Annotated in this window: 22 protein-coding genes; 4 read left to right on the plus strand and 18 right to left on the minus strand. The window is 71.5% G+C overall.

The features are described from left to right. Position 1: 1 nt before the first annotated feature. From lepB (OG357_RS10840) to OG357_RS10875, 8 genes are all read right to left on the minus strand, one after another. Positions 2-952, minus strand: coding sequence for a signal peptidase I (gene lepB / locus OG357_RS10840; RefSeq protein WP_443066660.1), 951 nt, complete (start codon positions 950-952; stop codon positions 2-4). Continuing rightward, entirely contained in the window at positions 945-1700 is a 756-nt protein-coding gene (gene lepB, locus OG357_RS10845; RefSeq protein WP_329620959.1) for a signal peptidase I, read from the minus strand. The genes lepB (OG357_RS10840) and lepB (OG357_RS10845) overlap by 8 nt, the downstream gene beginning before the upstream one ends. 68 nt (positions 1701-1768) lie before the next feature. Next, a complete protein-coding gene (rplS, locus tag OG357_RS10850; protein WP_189510914.1) occupies positions 1769-2119 on the minus strand; it encodes a 50S ribosomal protein L19 in 351 nt (116 codons plus the stop codon). A gap of 127 nt (positions 2120-2246) precedes the next feature. Then, positions 2247-3068, minus strand: a complete 822-nt coding sequence (gene trmD, locus OG357_RS10855; protein ID WP_329620960.1) for a tRNA (guanosine(37)-N1)-methyltransferase TrmD — start codon at positions 3066-3068, stop codon at positions 2247-2249. Then, positions 3065-3640, minus strand: coding sequence for a ribosome maturation factor RimM (gene rimM / locus OG357_RS10860; RefSeq protein ID WP_329620961.1), 576 nt, complete (start codon positions 3638-3640; stop codon positions 3065-3067). Before rimM ends, trmD begins: the two co-directional genes overlap by 4 nt. A 116-nt stretch (positions 3641-3756) precedes the next feature. Continuing rightward, a complete protein-coding gene (locus tag OG357_RS10865) occupies positions 3757-3996 on the minus strand; it encodes an RNA-binding protein (RefSeq protein WP_005311361.1) in 240 nt (79 codons plus the stop codon). A 2-nt stretch (positions 3997-3998) separates the two neighbouring features. After that, positions 3999-4442, minus strand: coding sequence for a 30S ribosomal protein S16 (gene rpsP / locus OG357_RS10870; RefSeq protein ID WP_329620962.1), 444 nt, complete (start codon positions 4440-4442; stop codon positions 3999-4001). Between the two features lie 178 nt (positions 4443-4620). Then, the gene (locus OG357_RS10875) at positions 4621-5214 is read right to left on the minus strand and encodes a hypothetical protein (protein WP_024755886.1); all 594 of its coding nucleotides are present in this window, start codon (positions 5212-5214) and stop codon (positions 4621-4623) included. A 389-nt stretch (positions 5215-5603) separates the two neighbouring features. Between OG357_RS10875 and OG357_RS10880 the strand changes: the two genes are divergently transcribed. Beyond that, the gene (locus OG357_RS10880; protein ID WP_329620963.1) at positions 5604-6341 is read left to right on the plus strand and encodes a methyltransferase domain-containing protein; all 738 of its coding nucleotides are present in this window, start codon (positions 5604-5606) and stop codon (positions 6339-6341) included. 63 nt (positions 6342-6404) lie between these two features. Here OG357_RS10880 and ftsH read toward each other — a convergent pair whose 3' ends face one another. The 6 genes from ftsH to nsdA form a co-directional block, all read right to left on the minus strand. Then, the gene (gene ftsH / locus OG357_RS10885; RefSeq protein WP_329620964.1) at positions 6405-8354 is read right to left on the minus strand and encodes an ATP-dependent zinc metalloprotease FtsH; all 1950 of its coding nucleotides are present in this window, start codon (positions 8352-8354) and stop codon (positions 6405-6407) included. A gap of 132 nt (positions 8355-8486) precedes the next feature. Further along, entirely contained in the window at positions 8487-10040 is a 1554-nt protein-coding gene (ffh, locus tag OG357_RS10890; protein WP_317599552.1) for a signal recognition particle protein, read from the minus strand. A 120-nt stretch (positions 10041-10160) separates the two neighbouring features. Further along, positions 10161-12650, minus strand: coding sequence for a [protein-PII] uridylyltransferase (locus OG357_RS10895; protein WP_329620965.1), 2490 nt, complete (start codon positions 12648-12650; stop codon positions 10161-10163). 20 nt (positions 12651-12670) lie between these two features. Continuing rightward, entirely contained in the window at positions 12671-13009 is a 339-nt protein-coding gene (locus OG357_RS10900; protein ID WP_015036464.1) for a P-II family nitrogen regulator, read from the minus strand. Continuing rightward, entirely contained in the window at positions 13006-14352 is a 1347-nt protein-coding gene (locus OG357_RS10905; RefSeq protein WP_329620966.1) for an ammonium transporter, read from the minus strand. Before OG357_RS10905 ends, OG357_RS10900 begins: the two co-directional genes overlap by 4 nt. 344 nt (positions 14353-14696) lie before the next feature. Then, positions 14697-16172 carry a transcriptional repressor NsdA gene (gene nsdA, locus OG357_RS10910; RefSeq protein WP_329625560.1) on the minus strand — a complete coding sequence of 492 codons (1476 nt, stop codon included), beginning with the start codon at positions 16170-16172 and terminating at the stop codon, positions 14697-14699. 428 nt (positions 16173-16600) lie between these two features. Between nsdA and OG357_RS10915 the strand changes: the two genes are divergently transcribed. Then, positions 16601-17254, plus strand: coding sequence for a bifunctional DNA primase/polymerase (locus tag OG357_RS10915; RefSeq protein WP_329620967.1), 654 nt, complete (start codon positions 16601-16603; stop codon positions 17252-17254). A 69-nt stretch (positions 17255-17323) separates the two neighbouring features. Here OG357_RS10915 and ftsY read toward each other — a convergent pair whose 3' ends face one another. Then, positions 17324-18550 (minus strand): signal recognition particle-docking protein FtsY, encoded by a 1227-nt coding sequence (gene ftsY, locus OG357_RS10920; RefSeq protein ID WP_317599542.1) that lies wholly within the window; start codon positions 18548-18550, stop codon positions 17324-17326. A gap of 85 nt (positions 18551-18635) precedes the next feature. On the opposite strand from ftsY, the gene OG357_RS10925 reads away from it, so the two are divergent. Further along, a complete protein-coding gene (locus tag OG357_RS10925) occupies positions 18636-20093 on the plus strand; it encodes a cytosine permease (RefSeq protein ID WP_329620968.1) in 1458 nt (485 codons plus the stop codon). Between the two features lie 57 nt (positions 20094-20150). Then, positions 20151-21122 carry an LLM class flavin-dependent oxidoreductase gene (locus tag OG357_RS10930; protein ID WP_329620969.1) on the plus strand — a complete coding sequence of 324 codons (972 nt, stop codon included), beginning with the start codon at positions 20151-20153 and terminating at the stop codon, positions 21120-21122. A 48-nt stretch (positions 21123-21170) separates the two neighbouring features. Here the strand turns inward: OG357_RS10930 and OG357_RS10935 are convergent, their stop codons facing one another. From OG357_RS10935 to OG357_RS10945, 3 genes are all read right to left on the minus strand, one after another. Continuing rightward, positions 21171-22604: a sugar porter family MFS transporter gene (locus OG357_RS10935; RefSeq protein WP_329620970.1), complete on the minus strand. Its 1434-nt coding sequence runs from the start codon at positions 22602-22604 to the stop codon at positions 21171-21173. 181 nt (positions 22605-22785) lie between these two features. Beyond that, positions 22786-26364, minus strand: coding sequence for a chromosome segregation protein SMC (gene smc, locus OG357_RS10940; RefSeq protein ID WP_329620971.1), 3579 nt, complete (start codon positions 26362-26364; stop codon positions 22786-22788). 243 nt (positions 26365-26607) lie between these two features. Next, positions 26608-26826: a hypothetical protein gene (locus tag OG357_RS10945; protein ID WP_024755899.1), complete on the minus strand. Its 219-nt coding sequence runs from the start codon at positions 26824-26826 to the stop codon at positions 26608-26610. Between the last annotated feature and the right edge of the window lie 62 nt (positions 26827-26888).

The raw sequence follows: 26888 nt of genomic DNA on the forward strand, positions 1-26888 counted from the left end.
ATCAACTCCTCACTCCGTGCGATCGCCTGCCCCGGAACAGGGACAGGCCCACCACTCCCATAACGAGCAGAAGTTCCGCAGGGGTCGGGAGCCCGGGCAATCCGTTCAGATTGCGCGGGGCCACACTATGCGACAGACCGAGCGCGGACTCGGAACTCGCACGCCCGTCCGGTACGGCGGCGAAGGTCTCGCGCTCCTCCAGGCTCCGCCAGTTCCCGACGGGCCAGGCGATCACGACGGCACGTCCCACGACCTGCTCCTCGGAGACGGTTCCGTGGTCCTTCTCGTCGAGGTGGTAGCGGGAGTCCGCCGAGTTGGAGCGGTGGTCGCCGAGGACGAAGATCCGGCCCTCCGGGACCTTCACCTCGAAGGGGATCGTGGACGGCTTGTTCCCCGGGTGCAGGTACGGCTCGTCCAGCGGTACGCCGTTGACGGTAAGCCGCCCGTCCTTGTCGCAGCAGCGGACGGTGTCGCCTCCGACGGCGACGACCCGCTTGATGAGGTCGCGGTCGTCGGCCGAGGGCAGCAGTCCGATGAAGGTCAGGGCCTGCTTGACCTGCTTGATGCCGATCGGGTCCTCGGAGGCCGGCGCGGCCTCCTTCTGGAGCCAGTTGCCGGGGTCCTTGAAGACGACGACGTCGCCGCGCTGGGGGCGGGAGCCGAACCAGGGGGTGAGCTTGTCGACGAGTACCCGGTCGTCGATGCGGATCGTCTGCTCCATGGAGCCGGAGGGGATGACGAACGCCTGGACCAGGAACGTCTTGAGGACGAGCGCGATGAGCACGGCCACGGTGACGAGGATCGGGATCTCGCGGATCGCGGAGCGCTGCCGGCGGCGCTTGACCTTGCGGGCGAGTCTGCGCCGCTCGGCCCGTCCCGGCAACGGCGCGGGGCCTGGGGCGTGTGCGGGGCCGTGTGCGGGCCCGCCCGGCGGTCGGCCGCGGCTACCCATGGGGGCGGCCCGTGCCGTGCCCACCGGCCGGCGGGGCAGGTACGGCGTCGAAGGCGCCCGTCCCGGGCACGGTGGACCAGCGGTCGAAGGGCCAGGCGATCCAGTCGGCGCGTCCGACGACCTTGTCGACGGGGACCATGCCGCCGCCGGGGCTGCCGAGGTGGTCGCGGGAGTCGCTGGACTGGCTCCGGTGGTCCCCCATCACCCAGAGCTTGCCCTCGGGGACGACGATGTCGAAGGGGACGCTGGACGGCTGGTCGCCGAGCATCACGTACCGCTCCTCGACGGGGACGCCGTTGACGGTGAGCCGCCCGTCCTTGTCGCAGCAGACCACCCGGTCGCCGCCGACGCCGACGACCCGCTTCACGAAGTCGGTCTCGTCGGGTTCCGCGAACCCGAGGGCGGCCGCGGCGTCGTGCAGGAGCCCGCTGACCGGATTGCCGTCGAGATCCTCCCGTACGAAGGAGCCGGTGCCGTCGAAGACGACGACGTCGCCCCGGCGCGGCTCGCTGCCGAAACGGTACGCCAGCTTGTTCACAAGGATCCGGTCGCCGATCCGGAGCGTCGGCTCCATCGAGCTGCTGGGGATCAGGAACGGCTGGATCACGAAGTGGCTCAGGAGCAGCAGGAAGAGCACACAGGCGACGCCGAGGAAGCCCGTACGCCGCCAGGAAACGCGCGCGGAGCGCGACCCGTCCTCCGTGTCGGTGGAGGGGTCGCGCTCCGTGTGCTGTGCTTCGGTGTCCATCGGGGACAGAGCCTATCCGGCCCGTCTGTGCGAGGACCTCAAGCGTCGCGTGAGCGGTGAGCCGGGGCTCAGCGGTCGCGCTTCTCCTTGATCTTGGCAGCCTTGCCGCGCAGCTCACGCAGGTAGTAGAGCTTGGCGCGACGGACGTCACCGCGGGTGACGAGCTCGATCTTCTCGAAGATCGGGCTGTTCACCGGGAAGGTGCGCTCGACGCCGACGGAGAACGAGACCTTGCGGACCGTGAAGGACTCGCTGACGCCCGCGCCCTGGCGGCGGATGACGACGCCCTTGAACTGCTGGATACGGGAGCGGTTGCCTTCGATGACGCGCACGTGGACGTTCACGGTGTCGCCGGCGCGGAAGGCGGGGAGGTCGGAGCGGATGGAAGCCGCGTTGACCTGGTCGAGCAGGGAGGCCATGGAGGTCTCTTTCCTCGCTGATGCCACAGGTCATCAGCGGTACGTTCGGATGTCTGGGGTGCCGTTCGTCCCAGGCGGGCGTCGTTCCCCCTGTGGCAGGGGCGCGCGCCGGACGGACGACAGCGGCCTATTCTTCCACGTCGGGGAGCTTGCGCCAAAATCGGCCACCCGGCTCGGGCGCCCACCCCATCATCGAGAGGATCTCGCGGTCCTTCTTGTCGAAGGCGGCCGGATCGCAGCGCTCGATGAGATCGGGGCGGTTGGCGACCGTACGCCGGAAGGCCTCGTCCCGCCGCCAGCGCGCGATCTTCCCGTGGTGCCCGCTGAGCAGGACGTCGGGGATGCCCCGGCCGCGCCACTCGGGGGGCTTGGTGTAGACGGGCCCCTCCAGGAGGTTGGCCATGGCGCCGGGGGCGAAGGAGTCGTCGCGGTGGGACTCGGCGTTGCCGAGGACGCCGGGCAGGAGGCGGGCGACGGCCTCGGTGACGACGAGGACGGCGGCCTCTCCGCCGGCGAGGACGTAGTCGCCGATGGAGACCTCGTAGACCGGCATGCGGGTCGCGTACTCGTCCATGACGCGGCGGTCGATGCCCTCGTAGCGGGCCGGCGTGAAGATCAGCCAGGGCCGCTCGGAGAGCTCGACGGCCAGCTCCTGGGTGAAGGGCCGGCCGCTGGGGGTCGGGACGACGAGGACCGGGCCGTGGGCGCCGGCCTCGTAGCCGTCGGCGAGCGCCTCGTCGAGCGCGTCGCCCCAGGGCTCGGTCTTCATGACCATGCCGGGGCCGCCGCCGTACGGGGTGTCGTCGACCGTGTTGTGCCGGTCGTAGGTCCAGTCGCGCAGGTGGTGGACGTGGACGTCGAGCTGTCCCCGCGCGCGGGCCTTGCCCACGAGGGAGACGTTCAGCGGTTCGAGGTACTCGGGGAAGATCGTGACGACGTCGAGCCTCATTCCCCTGCCTCCTCGGACTCCTCGGACTCGTCGGAGTCCTCGCGGGAGGAGGCGATCACGGCGCGGTCGTCGATCAGGCCGGGCGGCGGGTCGATGACGGCCCGCTGCTCCTCCAGGTCGATCTCGGTGACGATCGACGACACGAAGGGGATCATCAGCTCGGTGCCGTCGGGCCGCTCGACGATGAAGAGGTCCTGGGACGGCAGGTGGGAGATCTCGGTGATCCGGCCGATCTCGGTGCCGTCGGCGAGGACGACGTCGAGGTCCATGAGCTGGTGGTCGTAGTACTCGTCCTCCTCCTCCGGCATCTCCTCGGGGTCGACCTCGGCGATGAGGAGGGTGTTGCGCAGGGCCTCGGCGGCGTTGCGGTCGCGGACGCCCTCGAAGCGCAGCAACAGCTTGCCGCTGTGGACCTTGCCGGACTCGATGGTCAGCGGCCCGGCGGAGGCCGGGTCCGTGAGCAGGACGGCTCCGGGGCCGAGCCTGAGCTCGGGCTCGTCGGTCCGCACCTCGACGGTGACCTCGCCCTTGATGCCGTGGGCGCGGCCGATCCGCGCGACTACCAACTGCACTGCTCCACACTCTCCTGTCACACAGCTCGTACGACACAAACGACAACGGGCCGGGGTGGGCGTAAGCCCTCCCCGGCCCGTGCCGGCACATCATTCAACCGATGCGGCCGACTTGTTCAGCGGACCTGGTCCACGTCGACGAGGTCGACTCGGATCCCACGGCCGCCGATGGCGCCCACGACGGTACGCAGCGCACGCGCGGTGCGGCCGTTGCGGCCGATCACCTTGCCGAGGTCGTCGGGGTGTACCCGGACCTCCAGCACGCGGCCACGGCGCAGGTTGCGCGAGGCGACCTGCACATCGTCGGGGTTGTCGACGATGCCCTTCACGAGGTGCTCGAGAGCCTCCTCGAGCATGCTCAGGCCTCGGTCGACTCGGTCGACGCGGCCTCGGCCTCGTCAGCCTTCTTGTCGGCCTTCTTGGCCTTCTGGGTGATGGCCTCACCCTTGTCGTCGCCGGCCTCGAGGGTCTTCGCGAACTCGTCGAACGAGGCGCGCTTCGCCTCCTTCGTCGCGGGGACGAGCAGGGCCTTCTCGGGGGCCGGGAGGCCCTTGGCCTTCTGCCAGTCGCCCGTGAGCTTCAGGATGGCGAGGACGGGCTCGGTCGGCTGGGCGCCGACGGACAGCCAGTACTGCGCACGCTCGGAGTCGACCTCGATACGCGACGGGTTGTACGTCGGGTGGTAGAGGCCGATCTCCTCGATCGCGCGACCGTCCCGGCGGGTGCGGGAGTCGGCGACGACGATGCGGTAGTGCGGCTGGCGGATCTTACCGAGGCGCTTGAGCTTGATCTTGACTGCCACTGGAGTGGTGTCTCCTGGTCTTGACGTGGTTGGGCACTTTGAGATGCCACGTGGGGTTGCGGTACTCGGATGCCCGATGGACGCGTCAGCCGGAGGAGAGAGGGGTCCTATGCGACTGTCGAGTACAGCTGTCCATTGTGCCACACGCCGAGGGGGTGCCTTGGGCACCCCCTGAGGGTCAGCTGGCGGCGCCCACCGTCTCCGGGATACGGAAGGGCTTGCCGCAGCCGCCGCAGACGATCGGGGCCTGGGCCAGCACGGACGGCACCACGCGGACGTTCCGCCCGCAGTCGCAGACGGCCTTGACGCGGACGCCGCCGCCGGAGGAGCCGTGCCGGGCGGCCGGTCCCCGGAAGGAGCGCTTCGTGTCGGCCGCGGTCGCGACGGTGTGGGCCTTGAGGGCCCGCTGGAGGCGCTCGATGGTGGGGCGGTATCGCCGCCGCGCCTCCGGGTTGAGCGTGACCAGGGAGAAGCCGCTGCTCGCGTGTGGCTCCTCGGGGTGGTCGAGCCCCATCTCCTCGGCGATCGCGAGGAATCTGCGGTTGTGGTAGCGGCCGGCGCGGGAGGTGTCGCGGACCCCTCGGGCGGCGGCGATGCCGTGGACTGCCTCGTGGAGCAGTCGCTCGAAGGAGAGCTCGGCGCCGCAGGCGGACGAGGACTCTCCGATCAGGGACTCGGGCGCGGCTAGATCGGGCAGCTCGGGGTGGTGCCGCTGAATGTCGGCCCACGCCTGTGCCAGCTCTGCGGCGAGAACAGGTGGTGTCGTGCTCACGTCGTGTACAACGAGCCGATGTGCCCCCGGGTTCCATTCCGGGGCATCCCAAATATTTTGCACTTACCCGTCAGTTGCCGTTGATGCGTCCTGACGAGGGCCAGTGCGCCGATCTGCGGAGAAGCCGCGCAGGGAGCGTCAAGCCGGTGCGTAGTGACGCATACGCCCCGGCGCGTAGCCGTGGTGCGCACGCCCCCGTGAGGGGCTCCCGCAGCGTCCCGGGACGGGGGCGGGAAGTGTTGCAGGGACATTACCGGGTCGGCGTGCGCGGGCGCGCACCGCCCCTCCCCCGGGCGAATCGGTGCGGCGCCAGCACTGGACGCGGCCGGTGTTGCGCAGTTCCCTGACTACGGGGGGCTGTCGTCCAGGCACGGATTGGGGCTCTTTCCATGACACCTACGCTCGTCCCGCACCACCCCGCGCGTGACTGGGCCGAGATCCAGGAACGCATGCTCGTCCCGCTCTACGAGGCGGTGTACGACCGCGTCGGCGTGGGTGCGCGGTCCCGGCTGCTCGGCCTCGGCTCGGGCACCGGACTTGCCCTGCTGATGGCGGCGGCGCGGGGCGCGCGGGTGGTCGGCGTGGACCGGGACCACGCGCGCGTGGAGCTGGCAAGGGAGCGTCTCCCGGAGGACGTGACGGTCGCGGAGGAAGCGGCGGACGTGCCGACGGGAGACGGTCCGTACGACGTGATCACGGCGTTCCACGCGACGGCCGGGCTGCTCCCCGAGCTCACGGCACTCACCCGTTCGGCGCAATCGGGCGCGGTCGTCGTCCTCGCGGGGTGGGGGCCGCCGGAGCGGTGCGCCACGGAGCCGGTGCTGCGGGTCGCGGACCGGCTCGCGGACCGGGCGCCGTCGGTGCGGGCCGACCTGGACGGTCTGGTGGCCCGGGCGGGGCTCCGGCCGGCCGGTTCGGGGCGGGTCGCGTGCCCCTTCGGGTACGCCGACGGGGCCAGTGCCGTGCGCGGCCTGCTGTCGACGGGAGCGTTCGACGAGGCCGTGCGGGCGACCGAGCTCTCGCAGGTGGAGAAGGAGATCGAGGAGGCGCTCGCCCCGTACGTCCGGGCGGACGGGACGGTGTGGATGCCGAACGTCTTCCGGTACGTGCTCGCCGGCGTGCGGTGAGGCCTCGCGGCGGGGCCGGTCGTCGTTCCCGGCGCGGCAGCAGGCCTCCTGCCGGGCCGGGCCTCAGGCCTCCTGTCCGGCGCCGGGCAGGTCGTCCTTGCCCGCGCGGGTGACGCCGGCCGCGCGGTAGGCCGCGTCCTCCTCCAGGGTCTCGTTCGCGAGGAGGGCGGCGGCCAGGGCGTCCAGCTGGGGGCGGTGGTCACGGAGCAGCCGTACGGCGCTCTCGTAGCACTCGTCGACGATGCGGCGCATCTCGGCGTCGACGGTGTCAAGGGTGGCGGGGGCGGCGGAGAGGCCGTACGCCTGCTGGGCGTCGCTCGGGATGGCGGTGAGGCGGCCGACGCGCTCGCTCATGCCCCAGCGGCCGACCATGCCCCGGGCGATGCCGGTGACCTGCTCCAGGTCGCTCTCCGCGCCGGTCGTGACGACGCCGAAGACGACCTGCTCGGCCGCCATGCCGCCGAGGGCGCCGATGATCCGGCCGCGCAGGTACTCCTCCGTGTAGGCGTACCTGTCGGCGTCGGGGGTCGACAGGGTGACGCCGAGGGCCCGGCCGCGCGGCACGATGGTGATCTTGCGGACCGGGTCGGCGCCGGGCTGGAGCATGCCGAGCAGCGCGTGCCCGCTCTCGTGGTACGCGGTGCGGCGCCGCTCCTCCTCCGGCATCACCAGGGGCCGTTCGGCGCCGAGCTGGACCTTCTCCAGGGCGTCGGAGAGGTCGGACCGGGTGACGGCCTTCTGCTCACGCTTGACCGCGAGGAGGGCGGCCTCGTTGGCGAGGTTGGCGAGTTCGGCGCCGGTCATGCCCGGGGTCGTCTTGGCCACGTGCTCCAGGTCGACGTCCTTGGCGAGGGGGATCTCCCGGGTGTGGATCCTCAGGATGGCCTCGCGTCCGCCCCGGTCGGGCGGGTTGACGTGGACGATCCGGTCGAAGCGGCCCGGCCGGGTGAGGGCGGGGTCGAGGACGTCGGCGCGGTTGGTGGCGGCGAGGACGATGACGCCTTCGGAGCCGGTGAAGCCGTCCATCTCGGTGAGGATCTGGTTGAGGGTCTGCTCGCGCTCGTCGTGGCCGCCCATGCCCGAGCCGCCGCCCCGGGCGCGGCCGATGGTGTCGATCTCATCGATGAAGATGATCGCCGGGGCGACCTTGCGGGCCTCGGCGAAGAGTTCCCGTACCCGGGAGGCGCCCACGCCCACGATCATCTCGATGAACTCGGAGGCGGAGGCGGAGAAGAAGGGCACTCCGGCCTCGCCGGCGACGGCCCGGGCGAGGAGGGTCTTGCCGGTGCCGGGAGGGCCGGCGAGGAGGACGCCGCGGGGCATCCTGGCGCCCATCTCGCGGTAGGAGTCGGGGTTCTTCAGGAAGTCGACGACGTCGTTGAGCTCGCCCTCGACCTCGTCGATGCCGGCGACGTCCGCGAACGTGGTGCGCTTGCCGCCCTCCAGTTCGACGGGCTTGGGCGGGGTCTTGCGGCCGAGCATGCCGCCCGCGCCGCCCATGCCGGAGCTCATCCGGCGGGCGATGAACACCCACAGCACGACGAGCAGCAGCATCGGGGCGAGCGAGATGAGGAGGTTGACGAGGAAGCTGCGTTCCTTGACGACGGGTTCGGCGGTGACGGTGACGTTCTGCTTGGTCAGCTGCGCCCACAGGTCGTCGTCGGCGAAGGCCGGCCGCTGGGTCGTGAACTTGGTGTAGTCGCCCTTGCCGTCCGGGACGGGCCGCTTGTCCTTCAGCTGCCCCTGGATCGCGTCGCCCTTGGAGTAGATCTTCGTGACGTTCCCGGCGGCGACCTGCTTGTCGAACTCGGTGTACGAGATCGTCGGCCCGTCGCCCTCGTTGAAGAACGACAGGACGATGTTGGCGAGCAGGTACACGACGAGTGCGGTGAGGATGAGCCCGCCCCAGCCGCCCGGCATCTTCTTCTTCTTCTTCGCCGGCGGGGGCGGCGGGGCCCCTTCCGAGCGCCAGGGCTGATCGGTCCGGTCGCGCGGGGGGACGGGGTTGGCCACGTGACTCTCCTCGGGGCGGCAGTGGCCCCAGTATCGAAGAGCAGGGCAAACCCGGCATCGCGGGCGGGCCGGAGGAGTGAAAAGGGGCCCTGGGCGGTTTCGTACCGCCCAGGGCCCCTCTCATGGCTTCGCTCAGCCCATGAACTTCTTGAACTCGTCCGGGAGCTCGAAGTCCTTCGGGCTCTGGGCCGCCGCCGGGAGGCCGAAGGCGCCGCCCTGCTGCGCCTGCTCGCGGCGCTCGGCCTCGGCCTGCTCCTCGGCCTTCCGCTTCATCGGGTTGCCGCTCTTGCGCTTGCCCTTGGCCTGCTTGACCTGCTTCTTCTGCCGGCCGGGGCCACCACCCATGCCGGGCATGCCGGGCATCCCCGGCATGCCGCCGCCCTGGGCCATGCGGGACATCATCTTGCGGGCCTCGAAGAACCGCTCGACCAGGCCCTTCACCGCGCTGACCTCGACGCCCGAGCCCTTGGCGATACGGGCGCGGCGGGAGCCGTTGATGATGGTCGGGTCGTGGCGCTCGCCCGGGGTCATCGACTTGATGATGGCGGCCGTGCGGTCGACGTCCCGCTCGTCGATGTTGGCGATCTGCTCCTTCATCTGGCCCATGCCGGGCAGCATGCCGAGCAGCTTCGAGATGGAGCCCATCTTGCGGACCTGCTCCATCTGCGCCAGGAAGTCGTCGAGCGTGAAGTCCTGGCCCTTCTTCGACGCGAGCTTCGAGGCCATCTTGGCGGCCTCGTCCTCGTCGAAGGTCTGCTGGGCCTTCTCGATGAGGGAGAGCATGTCGCCCATGCCGAGGATGCGCGACGCCATGCGGTCCGGGTGGAACGCGTCGAAGTCGTCGAGCTTCTCGCCGTTGGAGGCGAACATGATCTGCTTGCCGGTGACGTGCGCGATGGAGAGCGCGGCACCACCGCGGGCGTCGCCGTCGAGCTTGGAGAGCACGACGCCGTCGAAGCCGACGCCGTCGCGGAAGGCCTCGGCGGTGTTGACCGCGTCCTGGCCGATCATGGCGTCGACGACGAAGAGGACCTCGTCGGGGCTGACGGCGTCGCGGATGTCCGCGGCCTGCTGCATCAGCTCCTGGTCGATGCCGAGGCGGCCGGCGGTGTCGACGATGACGACGTCGTACATCTTGGTCCGCGCGAACTCGATGGAGTCCTTGGCGACCTGGACCGGGTCGCCGACGCCGTTGCCCGGCTGCGGGCCGTAGAACGCCACGCCCGCGCGCTCGGCGACGACGCCGAGCTGGGTGACGGCGTTGGGGCGCTGGAGGTCGCAGGCGACGAGCAGCGGGGAGTGGCCCTGGCTCTTGAGCCAGACGCCGAGCTTTCCGGCGAGGGTGGTCTTACCGGCACCCTGGAGACCGGCGAGCATGATCACGGTCGGCGCGGTCTTCGCGAACCGCAGGCGCCGGGTCTCGCCACCGAGGATGGCGATGAGCTCCTCGTTGACGATCTTGATGACCTGCTGGGCCGGGTTCAGGGCCTGCGAGACCTCGAGCCCGAGGGCGCGCTCCTTGACCTGCTTGATGAAGGACCGGACGACCGGCAGGGCGACATCCGCTTCGAGCAGCGCGATACGGATCTCGCGCGCGGTGGCGTCGATGTCCGCCTCGGACAGACGGCCCTTGCCGCGGAGGTTCTTGAAGGTCGCTGCAAGGCGGTCGGAGAGGGTATCGAACACGGCGGTCGCGGATCCTCAGGTGTCGGGGGCGGTCGGATTGCCCTCCAGGGTATCGGGCCGCTCGGAGGATGTGCTCCCGCCCACCGGATCCGGTGGGCGGGAGCGGGTCGGTTCGCGGGGTCAGCGCAGCGCCGACTCCAGGGCGCGGGCCAGGTCCACGGCCTCCTCGTCGGGGAGGAGGGAGCCGTCGGGGCGGGTCACGTACAGGGTGTCGACGGCGTTCGCGCCCAGGGTGGAGACATGGGCGCTGCGGACACGGACCTCGGCGCCCTCCAGGGCGCGGCCGATGCGGTGGAGGAGGCCGGGGGCGTCCTGGGCGCGGACCTCGATGACGGTGGCGAGCCGGGAGTGGGCGGCGGCGACGGTGACGCGGGGCGGCGGGGCGGTGAGGCCGCGCCGGCGCGGGTAGGCGGCCTCGCGTTCGGCGAGGCGGGCGGGGATGTCGAGGGAGCCGTCGAGGGCGCGGACGAGGTCGGCGCGGAGGCGGGCGGCCTCGGGCAGGGAGCCGTACTCGGCGGCGACGCGCCAGTCCAGTACGAGGACGGCTCCGGCGCCGATCCCGGTGGGGAGTTCGACGGCGCGGAGGTCGGCGGCGCGGACGGTGAGCCGGTGGAGGGCGAGGACGCCGGCGACGGCGGGGAGGACGCCTGGCTGCTCGGGCAGCGCGATGAGGAGTTCGACGCCGACGGGTTCGGGTTCCTCGGGTTCCGCCACGACCGGTTCGGTGTGGAGGGTGAGGACGGGTTCGCCGGTGCGCAGGGCCTCGATCGCGAGGCGTTCCTGTTCGGCGCTGGGGGCGGCGGCCTCGGGGTCGGGGAGGGGCTCGCCCGCGAGGACGCCGGCGACCCGTTTGACCAGGTCGGCGACGAGCGACGCGCGCCAGGAGGACCAGGCGGCGGGGCCCGTGGCGAGCGCGTCGGCCTCGGTGAGGGCGTGCAGCAGTTCCAGCGTGCCGAGGGTGCCGACGGCGTCGGCGACGGACCGGACGGTGGCGGGGTCGTCGAGGTCGCGCCGGGTGGCGGTCTCGACGAGGAGGAGGTGGTGGCGGACGGCGGTGGCGATGACGCCGGTGTCCGTGCGGTCGAAGCCGATGCGGGTGGCGAGGTCGCGGGCGATGGTCTCGCCGGCGACGGAGTGGTCGCCGGGCCAGCCCTTGCCGATGTCGTGGAGGAGGGCGGCGACGAGGAGGAGGTCGGGGCGGCCGACGCGGCGGGTGAGGGAGGCGGCGCGTACGGCGGTCTCGACGAGGTGCCGGTCGACGGTCCAGGTGTGGACGGGGTTGCGCTGGGGGCGGCACCGCACGCGCTCCCAGTCGGGGAGCAGCCGGGTGATCAGCCCTTCGGCCTCCAGGGCCTCCCAGACGGGCACGGTCGACTCCCCCGCGCCGAGGAGCGTGACGAGCTCCTCGCGGGCCTCGGCGGGCCACGGTACGGGCAGGGGTTTGGCGGCGGCCGCGAGGCGGCGTACGGCGTGCAGGGAGATCGGCAGGCCGGACTGCGCGGCGGCCGCGGCGGCCCGCAGCGGGAGGACGGGGTCGCGGTCGGGTTTGGCCGAGAGGGCGAGGACGACCTCGCCGTCCATCTCGACGACGCCTTCGGCGAGGGGCGTGCGCTCGACGGGCGGCTTCGCGCCACCCACCCGTGCCCCGCCCGTCCGGCCGGCCGCCCTGCCGCCACCGGCGCGTCCGCCGAGGAGGGCGCGCAGTCGGGGCCGTGCCGAGCGGGCCTTGAGGACGCGGTTGACCTCGCGCCAGGTGACGTCGGTGGCGTACGAGATGACTCGCGCGGCCTCGTACACCTCGCGGAGCAGGGTGTCGGCGTCGAGGAGGCCGAGTTCCTCGGCGACCGCGTCCTGTTCCTGAAGGGCGAGCCGGTCGGTGGCCCGGCCGGTCGCGAGGTGCAGGGCGTCGCGGGCGTCGAGGAGGCGGCGCCTGGCGGCGTCGAGGCCTTCGCGGGGGGCGTCGGCGAGCCAGGAGGCGGCGACAGCCCGGAGCACCTGGGCGTCGCGCAGTCCGCCCCGCGCCTCCTTGAGGTCGGGTTCGAGGAGGAACTGGAGCTCCCCCATGCGGTCGGCGCGCTCGCGGCAGAGTTCGTCGAGTTCGGGGAGGCGTTTGGGTGCCTGGTTGCGCCAGTCGGCGAGGACGGTGGTGCGGAGGGCGGCGACGAGGCCGGTGTCCCCGGCGACGTGCCGGGCGTCGAGGAGGCCGAGCTGGACCTTGAGGTCCTCGCCGGCGGTGGTGCGGGCCTCGGCGGGGGTGCGGACGGAGTGGTCGAGGGCCATGCCCAGGTCCCAGACGGGGTACCAGATCCGGTCGGCGAGGGCGGCGACGGCGGCCTTGTCGGCGCTGCCGTCGTGGAGCAGGAGGAGGTCGAGGTCGCTGCGGGGGGAGAGTTCGGCGCGCCCGTAGCCGCCGACGGCGACGAGGGCGGTCCCGCGGGGCGGTGCGGCGGCGGCGAAGAGCGCGGCCAGCCAGTCGTCGGTGAGCCGGGCGAGGGCGGCACGGCGCGGCGGCCCGGACCGCTCCTTCTCGTGGAGGAGGAGCAGCCGGGCCGCCGCGTAACCGCCGGGTCCCGAATCTTCGTTCTGCGTACGCGCTTCGAGGCTCGTCACCCGGCGGCTCCTTCGTGTGCTTACAGTGCGTCCGGACCGCGTTCGCCGGTGCGGACCCGTACGGCGGTCTCGACCGGCACGCTCCACACCTTGCCGTCTCCGATCTTGCCGGTTCGGGCGGCCTTCACGACGACGTCGATGAGCTGTTCGGCGTCCTCGTCCTCGACGAGGACCTCGATGCGGATCTTGGGGACGAGGTCGACGGTGTACTCGGCGCCGCGGTAGACCTCGGTGTGGCCGCGCTGGCGTCCGTATCCGCTGGCCTCGGTGACGGTGAGGCCGTGGACGCCGAAGGCCTGGAGGGCCTCCTTGATCTCGTCGAGCCGGTGCGGCTTGACGACCGCGGTGATGAGCTTCATGCGTCCACCTTCTTGTTCTCCGTGACGGCCGGGGCGGGGGCGGCGGTGGAGCGCGAGGACGCGCCGCCACCGGCTCCGCTGAAGTCGTACGCGGTCTCGGCGTGCTCGACCTGGTCGATGCCGGAGACCTCGTCGTCCTCGCTGACCCGCATCCCCATCGTCTTGTCGATGATCAGGGCGAGGACCGCGGAGGCGATCAGAGAGTAGGCGAGGACGGCGAAGACTCCGACGGCCTGCTTGCCGAGCTGGTCGAGTCCGCCGCCGTAGAAGAGGCCCTTGACGTCGGACTGGACGCCGCCGGTGGCGAAGAGGCCGACGAGGAGGGAGCCGATGACGCCGCCGACGAGGTGGACGCCGATGACGTCGAGGGAGTCGTCGTAGCCGAACTTGTACTTGAGGCCGACGGCCATGGCGCAGAGGAGACCGGCGATGGCGCCGACGGCGATCGCGCCGAGCGGGCTGACGGCGCCGCCCGCCGGGGTGATGGCGACCAGGCCGGCGACGGCACCGGAGGCGGCACCGAGGGTGGTGAAGGAGCCGTGGCGGATCTTCTCGTACGCGAGCCAGGCGAGCATGGCGGCGGCGGTGGCCACCTGGGTGTTGACGAACATCACGGCGCCGACGCCGTCGTCGTTGCCGAGCCAGGAGCCGGCGTTGAAGCCGAACCAGCCGAACCAGAGGAGACCGGCGCCCAGCATGACCAGCGGGAGGCTGTGCGGGCGCATCGGGTCCTTCTTGAAGCCGACGCGCTTGCCGATGACGAGGATCACGCCGAGGGCCGCGGCACCGGCGTTGATGTGGACGGCGGTGCCGCCGGCGAAGTCGATGACGCCCATCTCGAAGAGCCAGCCGCCGGAGCCCCAGACCCAGTGGGCGACGGGGAAGTAGACGACGGTGACCCAGAGGGTGATGAAGAGGGCCCAGGCGGTGAACTTGACGCGGTCGGCGAGGGCGCCGCTGATCAGGGCGGGCGTGAGGATCGCGAACATCAGCTGGAAGACGGCGAAGACGTACACCGGGATGGTGTAGCCGTCCCACAGCTCGGTGACGCCGATGCCGCTGAGGCCGACGTACTCGGAGGACCAGCCGATGATCGATCCGGAGTCGGTGCCGAAGGCGAGGCTGAAGCCGTAGAGCACCCAGAGGATCGTGACGATCCCCAGGCTGATGAAGCTCATCATCAGCATGTTGAGGGTGGACTTGACGCGGACCATGCCTCCGTAGAAGAAGGCGAGAGCCGGGGTCATCAGCATGACCAGGGCGGAGCAGATGAGCATGAACCCGGTGTTGGCTGCAGACAGCTCGGGGGCGTCTGCGGCCAGGGTCGTGATGGCTGGTGCCATCGGCGTCTCCTCGTCGTCGGTACGGCCTGTGCGGGGCGGGGCCGGAGAGAGCGGCGGCCGTGAGGGTGGCCGGTTATGGGCCAGAGATTCGCGCAGCGCGGTTTCCGCCGATGCCGCACGATGTTTCGCACCGGTGACGAAGGGGTGGGGCGTGTTACGCGGCCGTGAACGGCCGGATCACGGGTGGGTGCCGTGCGTACCCTCCCGGGATCGCGCGCAGGACACCCCCCGGAACACAAAACCGGCCGCGTCGGGCGTCCGTGTGACCTTGCGGCGGGGGAGCCGAGTCGGGCAGTACGGGACGTCCGGCGCGGCCGGGGTCTTGAGGGACCGTCCTGGGGCCGTCAGACCGCTTCGGCCGCCTCGGGCAGGAGCTGGGTGAGCCGGTCGGTGAGCTGCACGACCTCGGCGACGTCGCTGTAGTTGCGGGCGGCGTGGTCGACGGTCTTGCGGAGCCGGGTGTTGACGCGCTCGGAGCGGATGCTCCGCGCGACGCCCAGGGCCTTCTCGGCGAGGACGACGGACTGCTCGGGCTCGCGCTTGAGGAGGTGGACGGTGGCCATGCCGATCAGGTTGAGCGCGTACGACCGCTGGTGGTCGGGGTCCTTCTCGAAGAGCTCGACGGCCCGCTCCATGACGGGTTCGGCGAGGGACGCGTAGGTCGGTGAGCGGCCCGCGACGTAGGCGAGGTCGCGGTAGGAGTGGGAGTTCTCGCCGTTGAGTTCGGCCTCGGAGAAGAAGCCGATCCAGTCGGGCTCGGGCTCGCCGTCGAGACCGACGTCGGCGAAGGTGTCCTCGGCCATCCGGACGGCCCGCTTGCACTTGGAGGGCTGGCCCATGTTGGCGTAGGCGCGGGCCTCCATCGCATACAGCATGGCCTGGGTGCGGGCGGTGGCGCAGTCGCGACTGCCGTACTGGGCGAGGTGGATGAGTTCGAGGGCGTCGTCGGGCCGGCCGAGGTGGATCATCTGGCGGCTCATGGAGGACAGGATGTACGAGCCGAGGGGCTTGTCCCCGGCCTCCTTGGCGGCGTGCAGCGCGAGCACGAAGTACTTCTGGGCGGTGGGCTGGAGGCCCACGTCGTAGCTCATCCAGCCGGCGAGCTCGGCGAGCTCGGCGGCGCAGGTGAAGAGGCGCTTGGCGGTGGCGGCGGGCTGGGGCTCCTGGAGGAGGTCGGTGACCTCGTGGAGCTGTCCGACGACGGCCTTGCGGCGCAGTCCCCCGCCGCACTGGGCGTCCCACTTGCGGAACATGGCGGTGGTGGATTCGAGGAGGTCGAGCTCGATGTCGGAGAGCCGGTTGGAGCGGCGGCTGTCGGCGAGGGACTCGGGGCGCTCGATGTCGGTGACCGGGGTGGGGACGAGCCAGCGCTGCATCGGCTCGATGAGGGCGGGTCCCGCGGCGAGCGACAGCGAGGAGCCGAGGAAACCGCGCCGGGCGAGCATGAGGTCGCTGCGGGAGAACTCGCTCAGCAGGGCGACGGTCTGGGGCCCGGCCCAGGGCAGGTCCACTCCGGAGACGGACGGGGACTGGTGGGCGGTGCGCAGGCCGAGGTCCTCGACGGCGACGACGGAGCCGAAGCGCTCGGAGAACAGCTCGGAGAGGATCCGCGGGATGGGCTCGCGGGGCTGCTCGCCGTCGAGCCAGCGGCGGACGCGCGAGGTGTCCGTCGAGATGTGGTGCGCGCCCATCTGGCGCGCCCTGCGGTTCACTTGCCGTGCCAGTTCGCCCTTGGACCAGCCGCTGCGCACGAACCACGAGCCCAGCTGCTCGTTCGGGCGCTTGCCGGCAGTCGTACCGTCTGCGCCGTTGCCGCCCACTGGAACGCCCCCATCCACCTGATTGCCTGTCATGCGAACCCCTATCAGAATGCCGCCTCGCACGGCCGCTCGTCCGGGGTTCTCACTCCTTCGAACTGGAAACCGGGTTGCCTCCGGCATACCCGTGCGCGCAAGCGGCCCCGGGGTTCGAGTACCGAAAGTAATCCTACGATCACCCCTCCCGTGAGGGCGATTCAAGAAACGCCACCATTCGCCACCCCTTCGAATGAACTCGCCACGCGTCGGACGCGATTCACTTGACATGCGACGAACCCGGAGTCGGCGGACGGATGCGCGGAGAGGCGCGCGCGACGGCCCGCACCACCCCGCCCACGACCGCACGCCACAAACGGCGACGGACCGTGACCAAAGGTGACGACGACGCTCCGGGTCGTAACCACCGGCGCGTTCGACCCGTTGGAGGGGGCATGGGCTTCACGATCGGCGGCATTCGTGAGATGCGGTCCGGCGCGCGCCGCCGCGTGCGCACCACGGAGTGCACAGCGGTGGCCGAGTACACAGGACTGTGGGGCTGGGACGTGGCCCCCGGGGCACGCGCGGCCTCCGGCCAGTGCTCCTGCGGGGATCCGGCGTGTACGGCTCCGGGGGCGCATCCGCTCTCCTTCGCCGAACCGGTGCCGGCGGGCGCCGGTCTCGACGACGCGACGAAGGCGTGGGCGGAGTACCCGGGCGCGGCGCTGATGCTTCCCGTGGGCCGGGCCTTCGACGTCATCGAGGTCGCGGAGGCGGCGGGCCGCCTGGCGCTCGTCCGGCTGGAGCGCATGGGGCTGCCGCTGGGCCCGGTGTGCGCGACCCCGACCGGCCGGGCGCGGTTCTTCGTGGCGCCTGGCGCGGCGGCCGAGCTGCCGCAGCTGCTGTACCGGATGGGCTGGGACGACGCCGATCTGGACCTGCACTGTCTGGGGCCCGGCGCCCACATCACCGCTCCCCCGTCGGATCTGGGCGGGCTCGGGCCGGTGCGCTGGCTGCGGCCGCCGACGCTGGACACGGCGGGCGCTCCGCCGGAGGCGCGGCTGCTGCTCGGGACGCTGGCGTACATCTGTCACCGGACCCAGTTCTAGCCGCCGTACATACGTGAGGGCCCCCGCCGGTTCGTGGCGGGGGCCCTCGCGTGTGTTCCCGTACGGCCGTCAGTCGCCGATCAGGGCGTCGACGAAGGCGCCCGGCTCGAACGGCGCCAGGTCGTCCGGGCCCTCACCCAGGCCGATCAGCTTGACCGGGACGCCCAGCTCGCGCTGGACGGCGACGACGATGCCGCCCTTGGCGGTGCCGTCGAGCTTGGTCAGGACGATGCCGGTGATGTCGACGACCTCGGCGAAGACGCGGGCCTGGATGAGGCCGTTCTGGCCGGTGGTGGCGTCGAGGACGAGGAGGATCTCGTCGAGCGGACCGTGCTTCTCGACGACGCGCTTGACCTTGCCGAGCTCGTCCATGAGGCCGGTCTTGGTGTGGAGGCGGCCGGCGGTGTCGATGAGGACGACGTCGGCGCCCTCGGCGATGCCCTCCTTGACCGCGTCGAAGGCGATCGACGCCGGGTCGCCGCCCTCGGGTCCGCGCACGGTGCGGGCGCCGACGCGCTCGCCCCAGGTCTGGAGCTGGTCGGCGGCGGCGGCACGGAAGGTGTCGGCGGCGCCGAGGACGACGGACTTGCCGTCGGCGACCAGGACACGGGCCAGCTTGCCGGTGGTGGTGGTCTTGCCGGTGCCGTTGACGCCGACGACCATGACCACGCCCGGCACGTCGGCGGGGCTCTCGGTGTGCACCGTGCGGTCGAGGTCGGGGCCGAGGAGGGCGATCAGCTCCTCGCGGAGCAGGCCGCGCAGCTCGTCGGGGGTGCGGGTGCCGAGCACCCTGACCCGCTCGCGGAGCCGCTCGACGAGCTCCTGCGTGGGAGCGACGCCGACGTCGGCCGTGAGAAGGGTCTCCTCGATCTCCTCCCAGGTGTCCTCGTCGAGGTGCTCGCGGGACAGGAGCGTCAGGAGCCCCTTGCCGAGCGAGTTCTGGGAGCGGGCGAGCCGGGCACGGAGCCGTACGAGACGGCCGGCGGTCGGCTCGGGCACCTCGATCTCGGGCGCCGGGGGCGCGCTGACGAGGGGGTCCTCGACGGCGGCGGGCGTCTCGACGGCCTCATCGGCCGTCGGGAGCTCGACCTCCTCGACCGTGCGGCGTGGTTCCTCCCGCGGCGTCTCCGCCTCCTCGCCGACGTGCGGTTCGGCGGGCGGAGCGGTGATGGTCGGCGTGGTGGACGGCGGCTCGGCCGGCGGCAGCTGCTTCTTCTTGCGGCCACTGATCACGAGCCCGCTCGTCACGGCGACCGCGACGACCAGAGCGATGACTACAGCAAGGATGAGTTCCATAACGCTGACCAGTATCGGCCACGAGGGGCACAAAGGCGGAGCACGTAACCTAGATGGCTCCCCCACCTTTTTACGGAGTACCCCCATGTCCCACGACGCCTCCGAAGGCGCAGGCGCGACGCACGACGGCGCGATGGAGACCCGCGGTCTCGAGCCCGTCCCCGACGCCGAGCGGACCGGTCGGGTCCGCGAGCTGTTCCCGACCTGGGTCGCGGCCAACATCAGTGTGCTTCTGCTCACGATGGGCGCCGGTCTGATCGTCTTCAACGGCCTGAACTTCTGGCAGGTACTGACCGTGGCGATCGCCGCGCCGGTCCTCTCGTACGGGATCGTCGGCCTGATCTCGATCGCGGGCAAGCGCGGTGGTGCGCCGGGCATGGCGCTGTCGCGGGCCGTGTTCGGCCAGCGCGGAAACCTTTTTCCCGGTGCGCTGATCTGGGTCGCCCGCTGGGGCTGGGAGACCATCAACGCGGTGACCGGCGCCTACGCGGTGCTGACCGTGCTCGACCTGCTCTTCGGCGTGAAGTCGAACACGCTGCTCATCGTGGTGACGCTGCTGCTCTTCGTCACCTGCACCTTCCTCGTGTCGGGCCTGGGGATCAACGCACTGCGGGTGTGCAGCAAGTGGTCCACGTACCTCTTCGGCGCCTTCTCGGTCCTCGTCCTGGTCTATCTGGTGGCGAACACCGACTGGTCCGCGGTCTTCGACAAGCCGGCGGGTTCGACCGCGATGATGGTCGCGGGCATCGGCACGATCGCGGCCGGCGGCATCAGCTGGGTCCCGTCGGGGCCGGACTTCACCCGCTACCTGCCCCGTACGGCCTCCTCGAAGGCGATGGTCGGCTCGACGGTCGGCGGCGCCGGGATCGTGGTCCTGCCGATGGTGCTGATGGGCGCGGTCATGGCGGTGTCGACTCCGGACCTGGCCTCGGCGCAGGACCCGGTCTCCTTCATCGGTGAGCTGCTCCCGATGTGGATCTCCGTGCCGTACCTGGTCATCGCGCTGCTCGGGATGCTGCTGATCAACTCGATGTCGATGTACTCGGCCGGCTTCACCGCGCAGACGCTGGGCATCAAGGTGTCGCGCGCGGCGGCGGTCAGCGTGAACGCGGTGATCAGCCTGATCTTCGGCTTCCTGCTGATGGTGGTGGCGACCAGCTTCATCGGTTCGTTCATCTCCTTCCTCACCCTGCTCGCGGTGGCGTTCTCGGCGTGGATCGGCGTCTTCGGCGTGGACATGCTGCGCCGGAAGACGTACGACGCGGTGGCGCTGATGGACACCACCCGGACCAGTGCCTACTGGTACCGGGGCGGTTACGCCTGGCAGGCGATGACGGCGTGGGCCGTGGCACTGCTCGTGGGCCTGCTGTTCACGAAGGTCGACTGGTTCTCGGGTCCGCTCGCCTCGTCGTGGATCGGTGAGAACGGCCTGGGCTGGGCAGCGACGATCGTGGTGGCGGGCGTGCTGTACGCCGTGCTGCCGCGGACTCCCCGGCAGGCGCCGGCGGAGCCCGCCGAGGTGCGCGAGACCGTTTCCATCTGACGTCACGTCATATAGCGTCCCCCTTCGCCGGATCCCACGAGCGGAGGGGGACTTCCCATGCCCTTCACAGTCGTACGGTTCAACCTCGTCGACCCGCGGGCGACCCCCGTCTCCCTCGCGGCCCGCTACCGGGCCGCCGTCGAGATGGCCGCCCACGCCGACGCGCACGGGGTCGACACGGTCCAGACCGAGGAGCACCACGGCGTCGCGAACAACTGGCTGCCCTCCCCCTTCGCCTTCGCGGGCGCGGTCTTCGGGGCGACGAAGAGGATCGCGGTGACCGTCTCGGCGATCATCGGGCCGCTGCACGACCCGCTGCGCCTCGCGGAGGACATCGCGGTCCTGGACCTGCTGAGCGGCGGCCGTCTGGTGACGGTGGCGGGGATCGGCTACCGGCCGGAGGAGTACGAGGAGCGCGGGGTCGACTGGGGCCGGCGCGGGAAGCTCCAGGACCTGCTCCTGGAGACCCTGCTGACGGCCTGGAAGGGTGAGCCGTTCACGTATCAGGGCCGTACGGTACGGGTCACCCCGCGGCCGCTCACCCAGCCGCACCCGATGCTGCTGGTCGGTGGCTCGTCGCGGGCGGCGGCGCGGCGGGCGGCCCGGCTCGGGCTGCCGTTCTTCCCGAGCGCGCACCTGCCGGACCTCGAGGCGTACTACCAGGAGCGGTGTGCCGAGTACGGCACGGAGGGCTGGACGATGATGCCGGCCGAGGAGACGCCGCTGCTGCACCTGTCGGAGGATCCGGACCGGACCTGGGCGGAGTACGGGGAGCACTTCCTGCACGAGGCGCGGACGTACGCCTCCTGGCAGTCGAAGGACATCCGCTCGGCGGTGCGGTCGACGGCGACGACGGTGGAGGAGCTGCGTGCGGAGGGCGTGTACCGGGTGGTGACGCCGGACGCCTGCGTGGCGCTCGGCCTGGAGAGCCTGGTGCTGCATCCGCTGTGCGGCGGGATGCCGGTCGAGGAAGGGTGGCGGAGCCTGCGGCTGTTCTGCGACGGCGTACTGCCCCGGCTCAAGGCATAGGACCTCGGGCCGGGGCAGTTCCGTGGGTGAGGAGAGGGGCAGCGGGGATTAGCCCATCTCCTCCAACGCCTTGCCCTTGGTCTCCTTGACGTACCTGAGCACGAAGGGGATCGAGAGCACGGCGAAGAACGTGTAGATCATGTAGGTGCCGGAGAGGTTCCAGTCCGCGAGGGACGGGAAGCTCGCGGTGATGGCCCAGTTGGCGATCCACTGGGCGGAGGCGGCGACGCCCAGGGCGGCGGCGCGGATCCGGTTGGGGAACATCTCGCCGAGGAAGACCCAGACCACGACGCCCCAGGAGAGGGCGAAGAAGAGGACGAAGACGTGGGCGGCGACGAGCGCCACGACGCCCTGGGTCTCGGGGAGCTTGCCGTCGACGAGGTCGGCGGAGAAGGCCCAGGCCTCGAAGGCGAGGGCGATCGCCATGCCGACGGAGCCGACGAGGGCGAGCGGCTTGCGGCCGACCCGGTCGACCAGGACCATCGCGATCACGGTGCCGATGATGTTGATGATCGACGTGGTGAACGAGTAGAAGAACGAGCTCGACGGGTCGATGCCGACGGACTGCCAGAGCGTCGAGGAGTAGTAGAACGCGACGTTGATGCCGACGAGCTGCTGGAAGACGGAGAGTCCGATGCCGACCCAGACGATGGGCAGCAGCTTGAAGCGGCCGCCGGCGACGAGCAGGTCCTTGAAGGTGGACTTGTGCTCGCTGCGCATGGCCCGGTCGATCTCCTCGACGCGTGCGTCGAGGTCGATGCCGTGACCCTCGACCTCGGCGAGGACCTCCTTGGCCCGGTCGGTCTTCCCGACGGAGATGAGGAAGCGCGGGGACTCGGGGATGGCGAAGGAGAGCATGCCGTAGAGCACCGCGGGGACGACCATCACGCCGAGCATCCACTGCCAGGCCTCAAGGCCGCCGATCTCGCCGCGCTGGTCGCCGTCGGCGAGCTGGAGGATGCCGTAGTTGACCAGCTGGGAGATGGCGATGCCGATGACGATCGCGGCCTGCTGGAAGGAGCCGAGGCGGCCGCGGTACGCGGCGGGGGCGACCTCGGCGATGTACGCGGGGCCGATGACCGAGGCCATGCCGATGGCGAAGCCGCCGATGACCCGCCACATGGCCAGGTCCCAGAGGGCGAAGGGGAGCGCGGAGCCCACGGCGCTGACGGCGAAGAGGACCGCGGAGATCTGCATGCAGCGGATGCGGCCGATGCGGTCGGCGATCCGGCCGGCGGTCGCGGCGCCGATGGCGCAGCCGATCAGGGCGATGGCGATGACCTGGGCGAGCGTGCCGGAGCCGATGTCGTAGCGGTCGCGGATCGCCTCGACGGCGCCGTTGATCACGGAGCTGTCGTAGCCGAAGAGGAAGCCGCCCATCGCGGCGGAGGCCGTGATGAAGATGACGTGGCCGAGGTGGTCAGGATGGGCCGCTCGGCCTTCGGACGGCGGCGGCGTGGGCGCCTGCGCGGTACTGGTCACATGGACTCCTGGGTGGGGGGCAAGCCCTTCCAGTGGCGCACAACTTCACGCCGCTCACCACGTGAAGGTAAAAGCAACGTTGCAGAGACTATGCCTTCAAGTTTCGAAGTCAATAGTCGATGTCGTATGACTTTAAGAACTCCAGGGATGGCCATAGGTTCAACACTTGAAGAGATGTACGTCAGCGGAGCCGCTGGCTGATCACCTTCGAGACGCCGTCGCCCTGCATGGAGACCCCGTACAGCGCGTCCGCGACCTCCATCGTCCGCTTCTGGTGCGTGATCACGATCAGCTGCGAGGACTCCTGGAGCTCCTCCATGATCCGGATCAGCCGCTGGAGGTTGGTGTCGTCGAGCGCCGCCTCGACCTCGTCCATCACGTAGAACGGGCTGGGCCGGGCCTTGAAGATCGAGACGAGCAGCGCCACGGCGGTGAGCGAGCGCTCGCCGCCGGAGAGCAGCGAGAGCCGCTTGACCTTCTTGCCCGGCGGACGGGCCTCCACGTCGACGCCGGTGGTGAGCATGTCGTCCGGGTCGGTGAGGATCAGCCGGCCCTCGCCGCCGGGGAAGAGCCGCGAGAAGACACCCTCGAACTCCCGGGCCGTGTCCCGGTACGCCTCCGTGAAGACCTGCTCGACCCGCACGTCGACCTCCTTCACGACCTGAAGGAGGTCGGTCCGGGTCTTCTTCAGGTCCTCCAGCTGCTCGGAGAGGAACCGGTGCCGCTCCTCCAGCGCCGCGAACTCCTCCAGGGCCAGCGGATTGACCTTGCCGAGCTGGTGGTACGCCCGTTCGGCGGCCTTGAGCCGCTTCTCCTGCTCCGAACGGACGAACGGCCGCGGCCCGGTCTCCGGGTTCTCGGGGTCCTCTTCGGCGGCCGGCTCGCCGTCCACGGACGGCGACGGGGGTACGGGCTGGTCGGGGCCGTACTCGGCGACCAGCGCGGCCGCCTCCACCCCGAACTCCTCCAGGGCCTTCGCCTCCAGCTGTTCGATCCGCAGCCGCTTCTCCGCGCCGAGCACCTCGCCGCGGTGGACCGAGTCGGTCAGCTTGTCGAGCTCGGCCTTGAGGTCCCGGGCGCGGGCGCGGGCCACCGTGAGCCCCTGCTCACGATCGGCCCTCGCCGCCTGGGCCGCCACTCGCTCCCGCTCGGCGCGGACGAGCGAGACCTCCACATGGGCCAGGAGCCCGCGGGCCCCGGCGGCCACCGCGCCCGCGACCCGCCGCTCGTGCCGGAGCCGGGCCCGGCGCTGCTCGGCACGCGCGCGTGCCTCGCGTTCGGCGCGGGCGGCCCGGTCGAGGGAGTCGGCGCGCCCGGCGAGCCCCTTGACCCGTTCCTCATGGGTACGGACCTGGAGCCGCGCCTCCATCTCGGTCTGGCGCGCGTTGGAGCCGTCGATCGAGAGCCGGTCGCGGACGGAGGTGTCGGGCTCGTCTTCACCGCCTCCGGAGAGGGTGGCCTCCTGGGCGACGAGGAGCCGTTCCGCCAGCTCCTCCGCCTCGGCGACGGCGTTCTCCAGGGCGTCCTGGGCGCGGGCGACGGCCGCCGCGGTCCGCTCGGCCTCCCCCGCCGCTCCCCTGGCCTGGCCGGCGAGCCGCCCCAGTTCCTTGGCGACGGCCGACTTCTCCCGCTCGGCGGCCCGGCGGGTCGCGTCCAGCTCCTCGACGAGCGCTCCCGCGGTCCGGCGGCGCTCGTCGGCCTCGCGCTGCGCGGTGGTCAAGTTCTCGCAGCGTACGGTCAGTTCGTCGAGCTCGGCGGCGGCTTCGGCCACCGCGGCCTGGACTTCAAGCAGGCTGGGCGCACCGGCGGAGCCGCCGTGCGCGAAGTGCCCGCCGAGCAGGTCCCCTTCGGCGGTCACCGCGGTCAGTCCCGGCCGTGACCGGACCAGCCGCTCGGCCTCGTCGAGGCCGTCGACGACGACCACCCCGGCCAGCAGGCGGCGGACGGCGGGCAGGAGTTCGGCGGGGCCGCGCACCAGGTCGGCGGCGCTAGGGGGTGTCATGTCGATCAGGCCGGGCTCGGCCCCGGGGTCGGGGGACGGCTCCGGGGCGCCGGTCAGGAGGAGGGAGGCGCGGCCCGCGTCCTGCTTGCGGAGCAGGCGGAGCGCTTCGGCCGCGGCGGCCGGTCCGGTGGCGGCGACCGCGTCGGCGGCGGCGCCGAGGGCCGCGGCCACGGGGATCTCGTATCCCGGGGTGACGGTGAGGAGTTCGGCGGCCGGGCCGAGGAGTCCGGTGACGCCGGCGGAGAGCAGTACGCCCGTGCCGTCCTTGCGGCGCAGGCCGAGGGCGAGCGTGTCGTGCCGGGCCCGGGTCGCGGCCCGGCTCCGTTCGGCGGTGCCGAGCGCGTCGCGGGCGGCGCTCAGCGCGGCCTCCGCCTCGGCCAGTTCGCGGCGGGCCGCCTCGTACCGTTCGCCGTGCGCGCCGTCGGCGGCGTCGAGGCCCTCGACCTCCGCCGTGAGCTGCTCGTACTCCTCCTGGGCGGCGACCGCCCGCTCCCCCGCCTCGTCGCGGGCGGCGGCCAGCCGGTCGATCTCGGCCTGGGCGGCGGCGGCGCGCGAACGGGCCGCGTTGACCTGGCCGTTCAGGCGGGCGAGGCCTTCGCGCCGGTCGGCGATGGCCCGGGCCGCGTCCTTGAGGCGGCGCTCCTCCGCCGTCAGCGCGCGTTCGAGCTCGGCGCGGTGGGCGACGGTGTCCTCCAGGGCGCGTTCGGCCGCCTCCAGGGCGGCTTCCAGCTCGGCCTCCTGCTCGCGGACGCGGGCGGCCTCCCGCTCCAGGTCCTCGGGGTCGCGGCCGCGTCGCTCCTCGGCGGGGGCGTCGTCGGCGCTCTTCACGCGCGCGTCGGCGAGGGAGATCGTGCCGCGGACGCGTTCGGCGAGCTGCGAGAGGGCGTACCAGCTCTGCTGGGCGCGTTCGAGCCGCGGCGCGAGGGCGCCGGCCTCCGCTTCGAGTTCCGCCTCGCGGGCGAGGGCGGCGCGCAGCTCGGTCTCGGTGGCCTCCTTGCGGGCGAGGAGCGCGGCCTCGTCGGCGACCTCGGCGGTGAGCGCCCGCTGGAGCCGGACCAGGTCGTCGGCGAGGAGCCGGAGGCGGGCGTCGCGGAGGTCGGCCTGGATGACGACGGCGCGGCGGGCGACGGCGGCCTGCCGGCCGAGGGGCTTGAGCTGGCGGCGCAGTTCGTCGGTGAGGTCCTGCACGCGCGCGAGGTTGGCCTGCATCGCGTCCAGCTTCCGCAGCGCCTTCTCTTTCCGCTTGCGGTGCTTGAGGACGCCGGAGGCCTCCTCGATGAAGGCGCGGCGGCCCATCGGATCGGCGTGCAGGACGGAGTCGAGCTGTCCCTGTCCGACGATGACGTGCATCTCGCGCCCGATGCCGGAGTCGGAGAGCAGGTCCTGGATGTCGAGGAGCCGGCAGGTGTCGCCGTTGATCTGGTACTCGCTGCTGCCGCCCCGGAACATGATCCGGGTGATGGTGACCTCGGCGTAGTCGATGGGCAGCGCGCCGTCGGAGTTGTCGATGGTCAGCGAGACCTCGGCGCGGCCGAGCGGAGGGCGCCCGGTCGTGCCGGCGAAGATGACGTCCTCCATCTTGCCGCCGCGCAGCGACTTGGCGCCCTGCTCTCCCATGACCCAGGACAGGGCGTCCACGACATTGGACTTGCCCGATCCGTTGGGGCCCACGACACAGGTGATGCCGGGTTCGAACCGCAGGGTCGTGGCCGAGGCGAACGACTTGAATCCGCGGAGGGTCAGGGCCTTGAGGTGCACCCCGGGGACTCTACCGGGGCCTGCGCGTTTCACTCGCGAAGGTGCAGGGCAGATCACCGGGTGAGGAGGGGTGGGCCAGGGGTGGGCCGTGGGGGAAACGGCGGGTGAAAGAAAGAAGGGACGCCGAAGCGCCCCTTGCATATCCAGCTGTGCCGTGTCCGGCCCGGCTATGCCGGCGTGAACTTTCCCGGTCGGCGATGCCGGACGGAGTGTTTCCCACCTGCCGCCCCTGGGGGCGGGTTGTCAGGTGAGCGCAGGCTCCGCCTGGGGTACGTCGAGATCGATGCTGTCGAGCAGCGACTCGCCCTGGTGATGAGCGGCGGCAGCCGCGAGCGTGTCGTTCTCGGACTGGATCCGTACCAGCTCGGATTCCAGGTCCTGGACACGCTGCTGAAGCCGTCGCATCTCGGCGAGGAGTCGCGGGTCGGAGCCGCCGACGTAACCGAGAAGCGCCTTTGCCATGATGGATGGTCCTCCACACTGAGTGACCGACCGATTGCGGTGTGGGTCGTGAGGGATTCGCA

Origin of the sequence: Streptomyces sp. NBC_01255 (assembly GCF_036226445.1) — a bacterium.
GTDB lineage: Bacteria > Actinomycetota > Actinomycetes > Streptomycetales > Streptomycetaceae > Streptomyces.

Bases quoted from the DNA above. Each gene is read 5' to 3' on its own strand.
- lepB (WP_443066660.1), bottom strand. From the start codon at position 952: ATGGGTAGCCGCGGCCGACCGCCGGGCGGGCCCGCACACGGCCCCGCA.
- lepB (WP_329620959.1), bottom strand. From the start codon at position 1,700: ATGGACACCGAAGCACAGCACACGGAGCGCGACCCCTCCACCGACACG.
- rplS (WP_189510914.1), bottom strand. From the start codon at position 2,119: ATGGCCTCCCTGCTCGACCAGGTCAACGCGGCTTCCATCCGCTCCGAC.
- trmD (WP_329620960.1), bottom strand. From the start codon at position 3,068: ATGAGGCTCGACGTCGTCACGATCTTCCCCGAGTACCTCGAACCGCTG.
- OG357_RS10865 (WP_005311361.1), bottom strand. From the start codon at position 3,996: ATGCTCGAGGAGGCTCTCGAGCACCTCGTGAAGGGCATCGTCGACAAC.
- OG357_RS10880 (WP_329620963.1), top strand. From the start codon at position 5,604: ATGACACCTACGCTCGTCCCGCACCACCCCGCGCGTGACTGGGCCGAG.
- OG357_RS10900 (WP_015036464.1), bottom strand. From the start codon at position 13,009: ATGAAGCTCATCACCGCGGTCGTCAAGCCGCACCGGCTCGACGAGATC.
- OG357_RS10905 (WP_329620966.1), bottom strand. From the start codon at position 14,352: ATGGCACCAGCCATCACGACCCTGGCCGCAGACGCCCCCGAGCTGTCT.
- OG357_RS10915 (WP_329620967.1), top strand. From the start codon at position 16,601: ATGGGCTTCACGATCGGCGGCATTCGTGAGATGCGGTCCGGCGCGCGC.
- ftsY (WP_317599542.1), bottom strand. From the start codon at position 18,550: ATGGAACTCATCCTTGCTGTAGTCATCGCTCTGGTCGTCGCGGTCGCC.
- OG357_RS10925 (WP_329620968.1), top strand. From the start codon at position 18,636: ATGTCCCACGACGCCTCCGAAGGCGCAGGCGCGACGCACGACGGCGCG.
- OG357_RS10930 (WP_329620969.1), top strand. From the start codon at position 20,151: ATGCCCTTCACAGTCGTACGGTTCAACCTCGTCGACCCGCGGGCGACC.
- OG357_RS10945 (WP_024755899.1), bottom strand. From the start codon at position 26,826: ATGGCAAAGGCGCTTCTCGGTTACGTCGGCGGCTCCGACCCGCGACTC.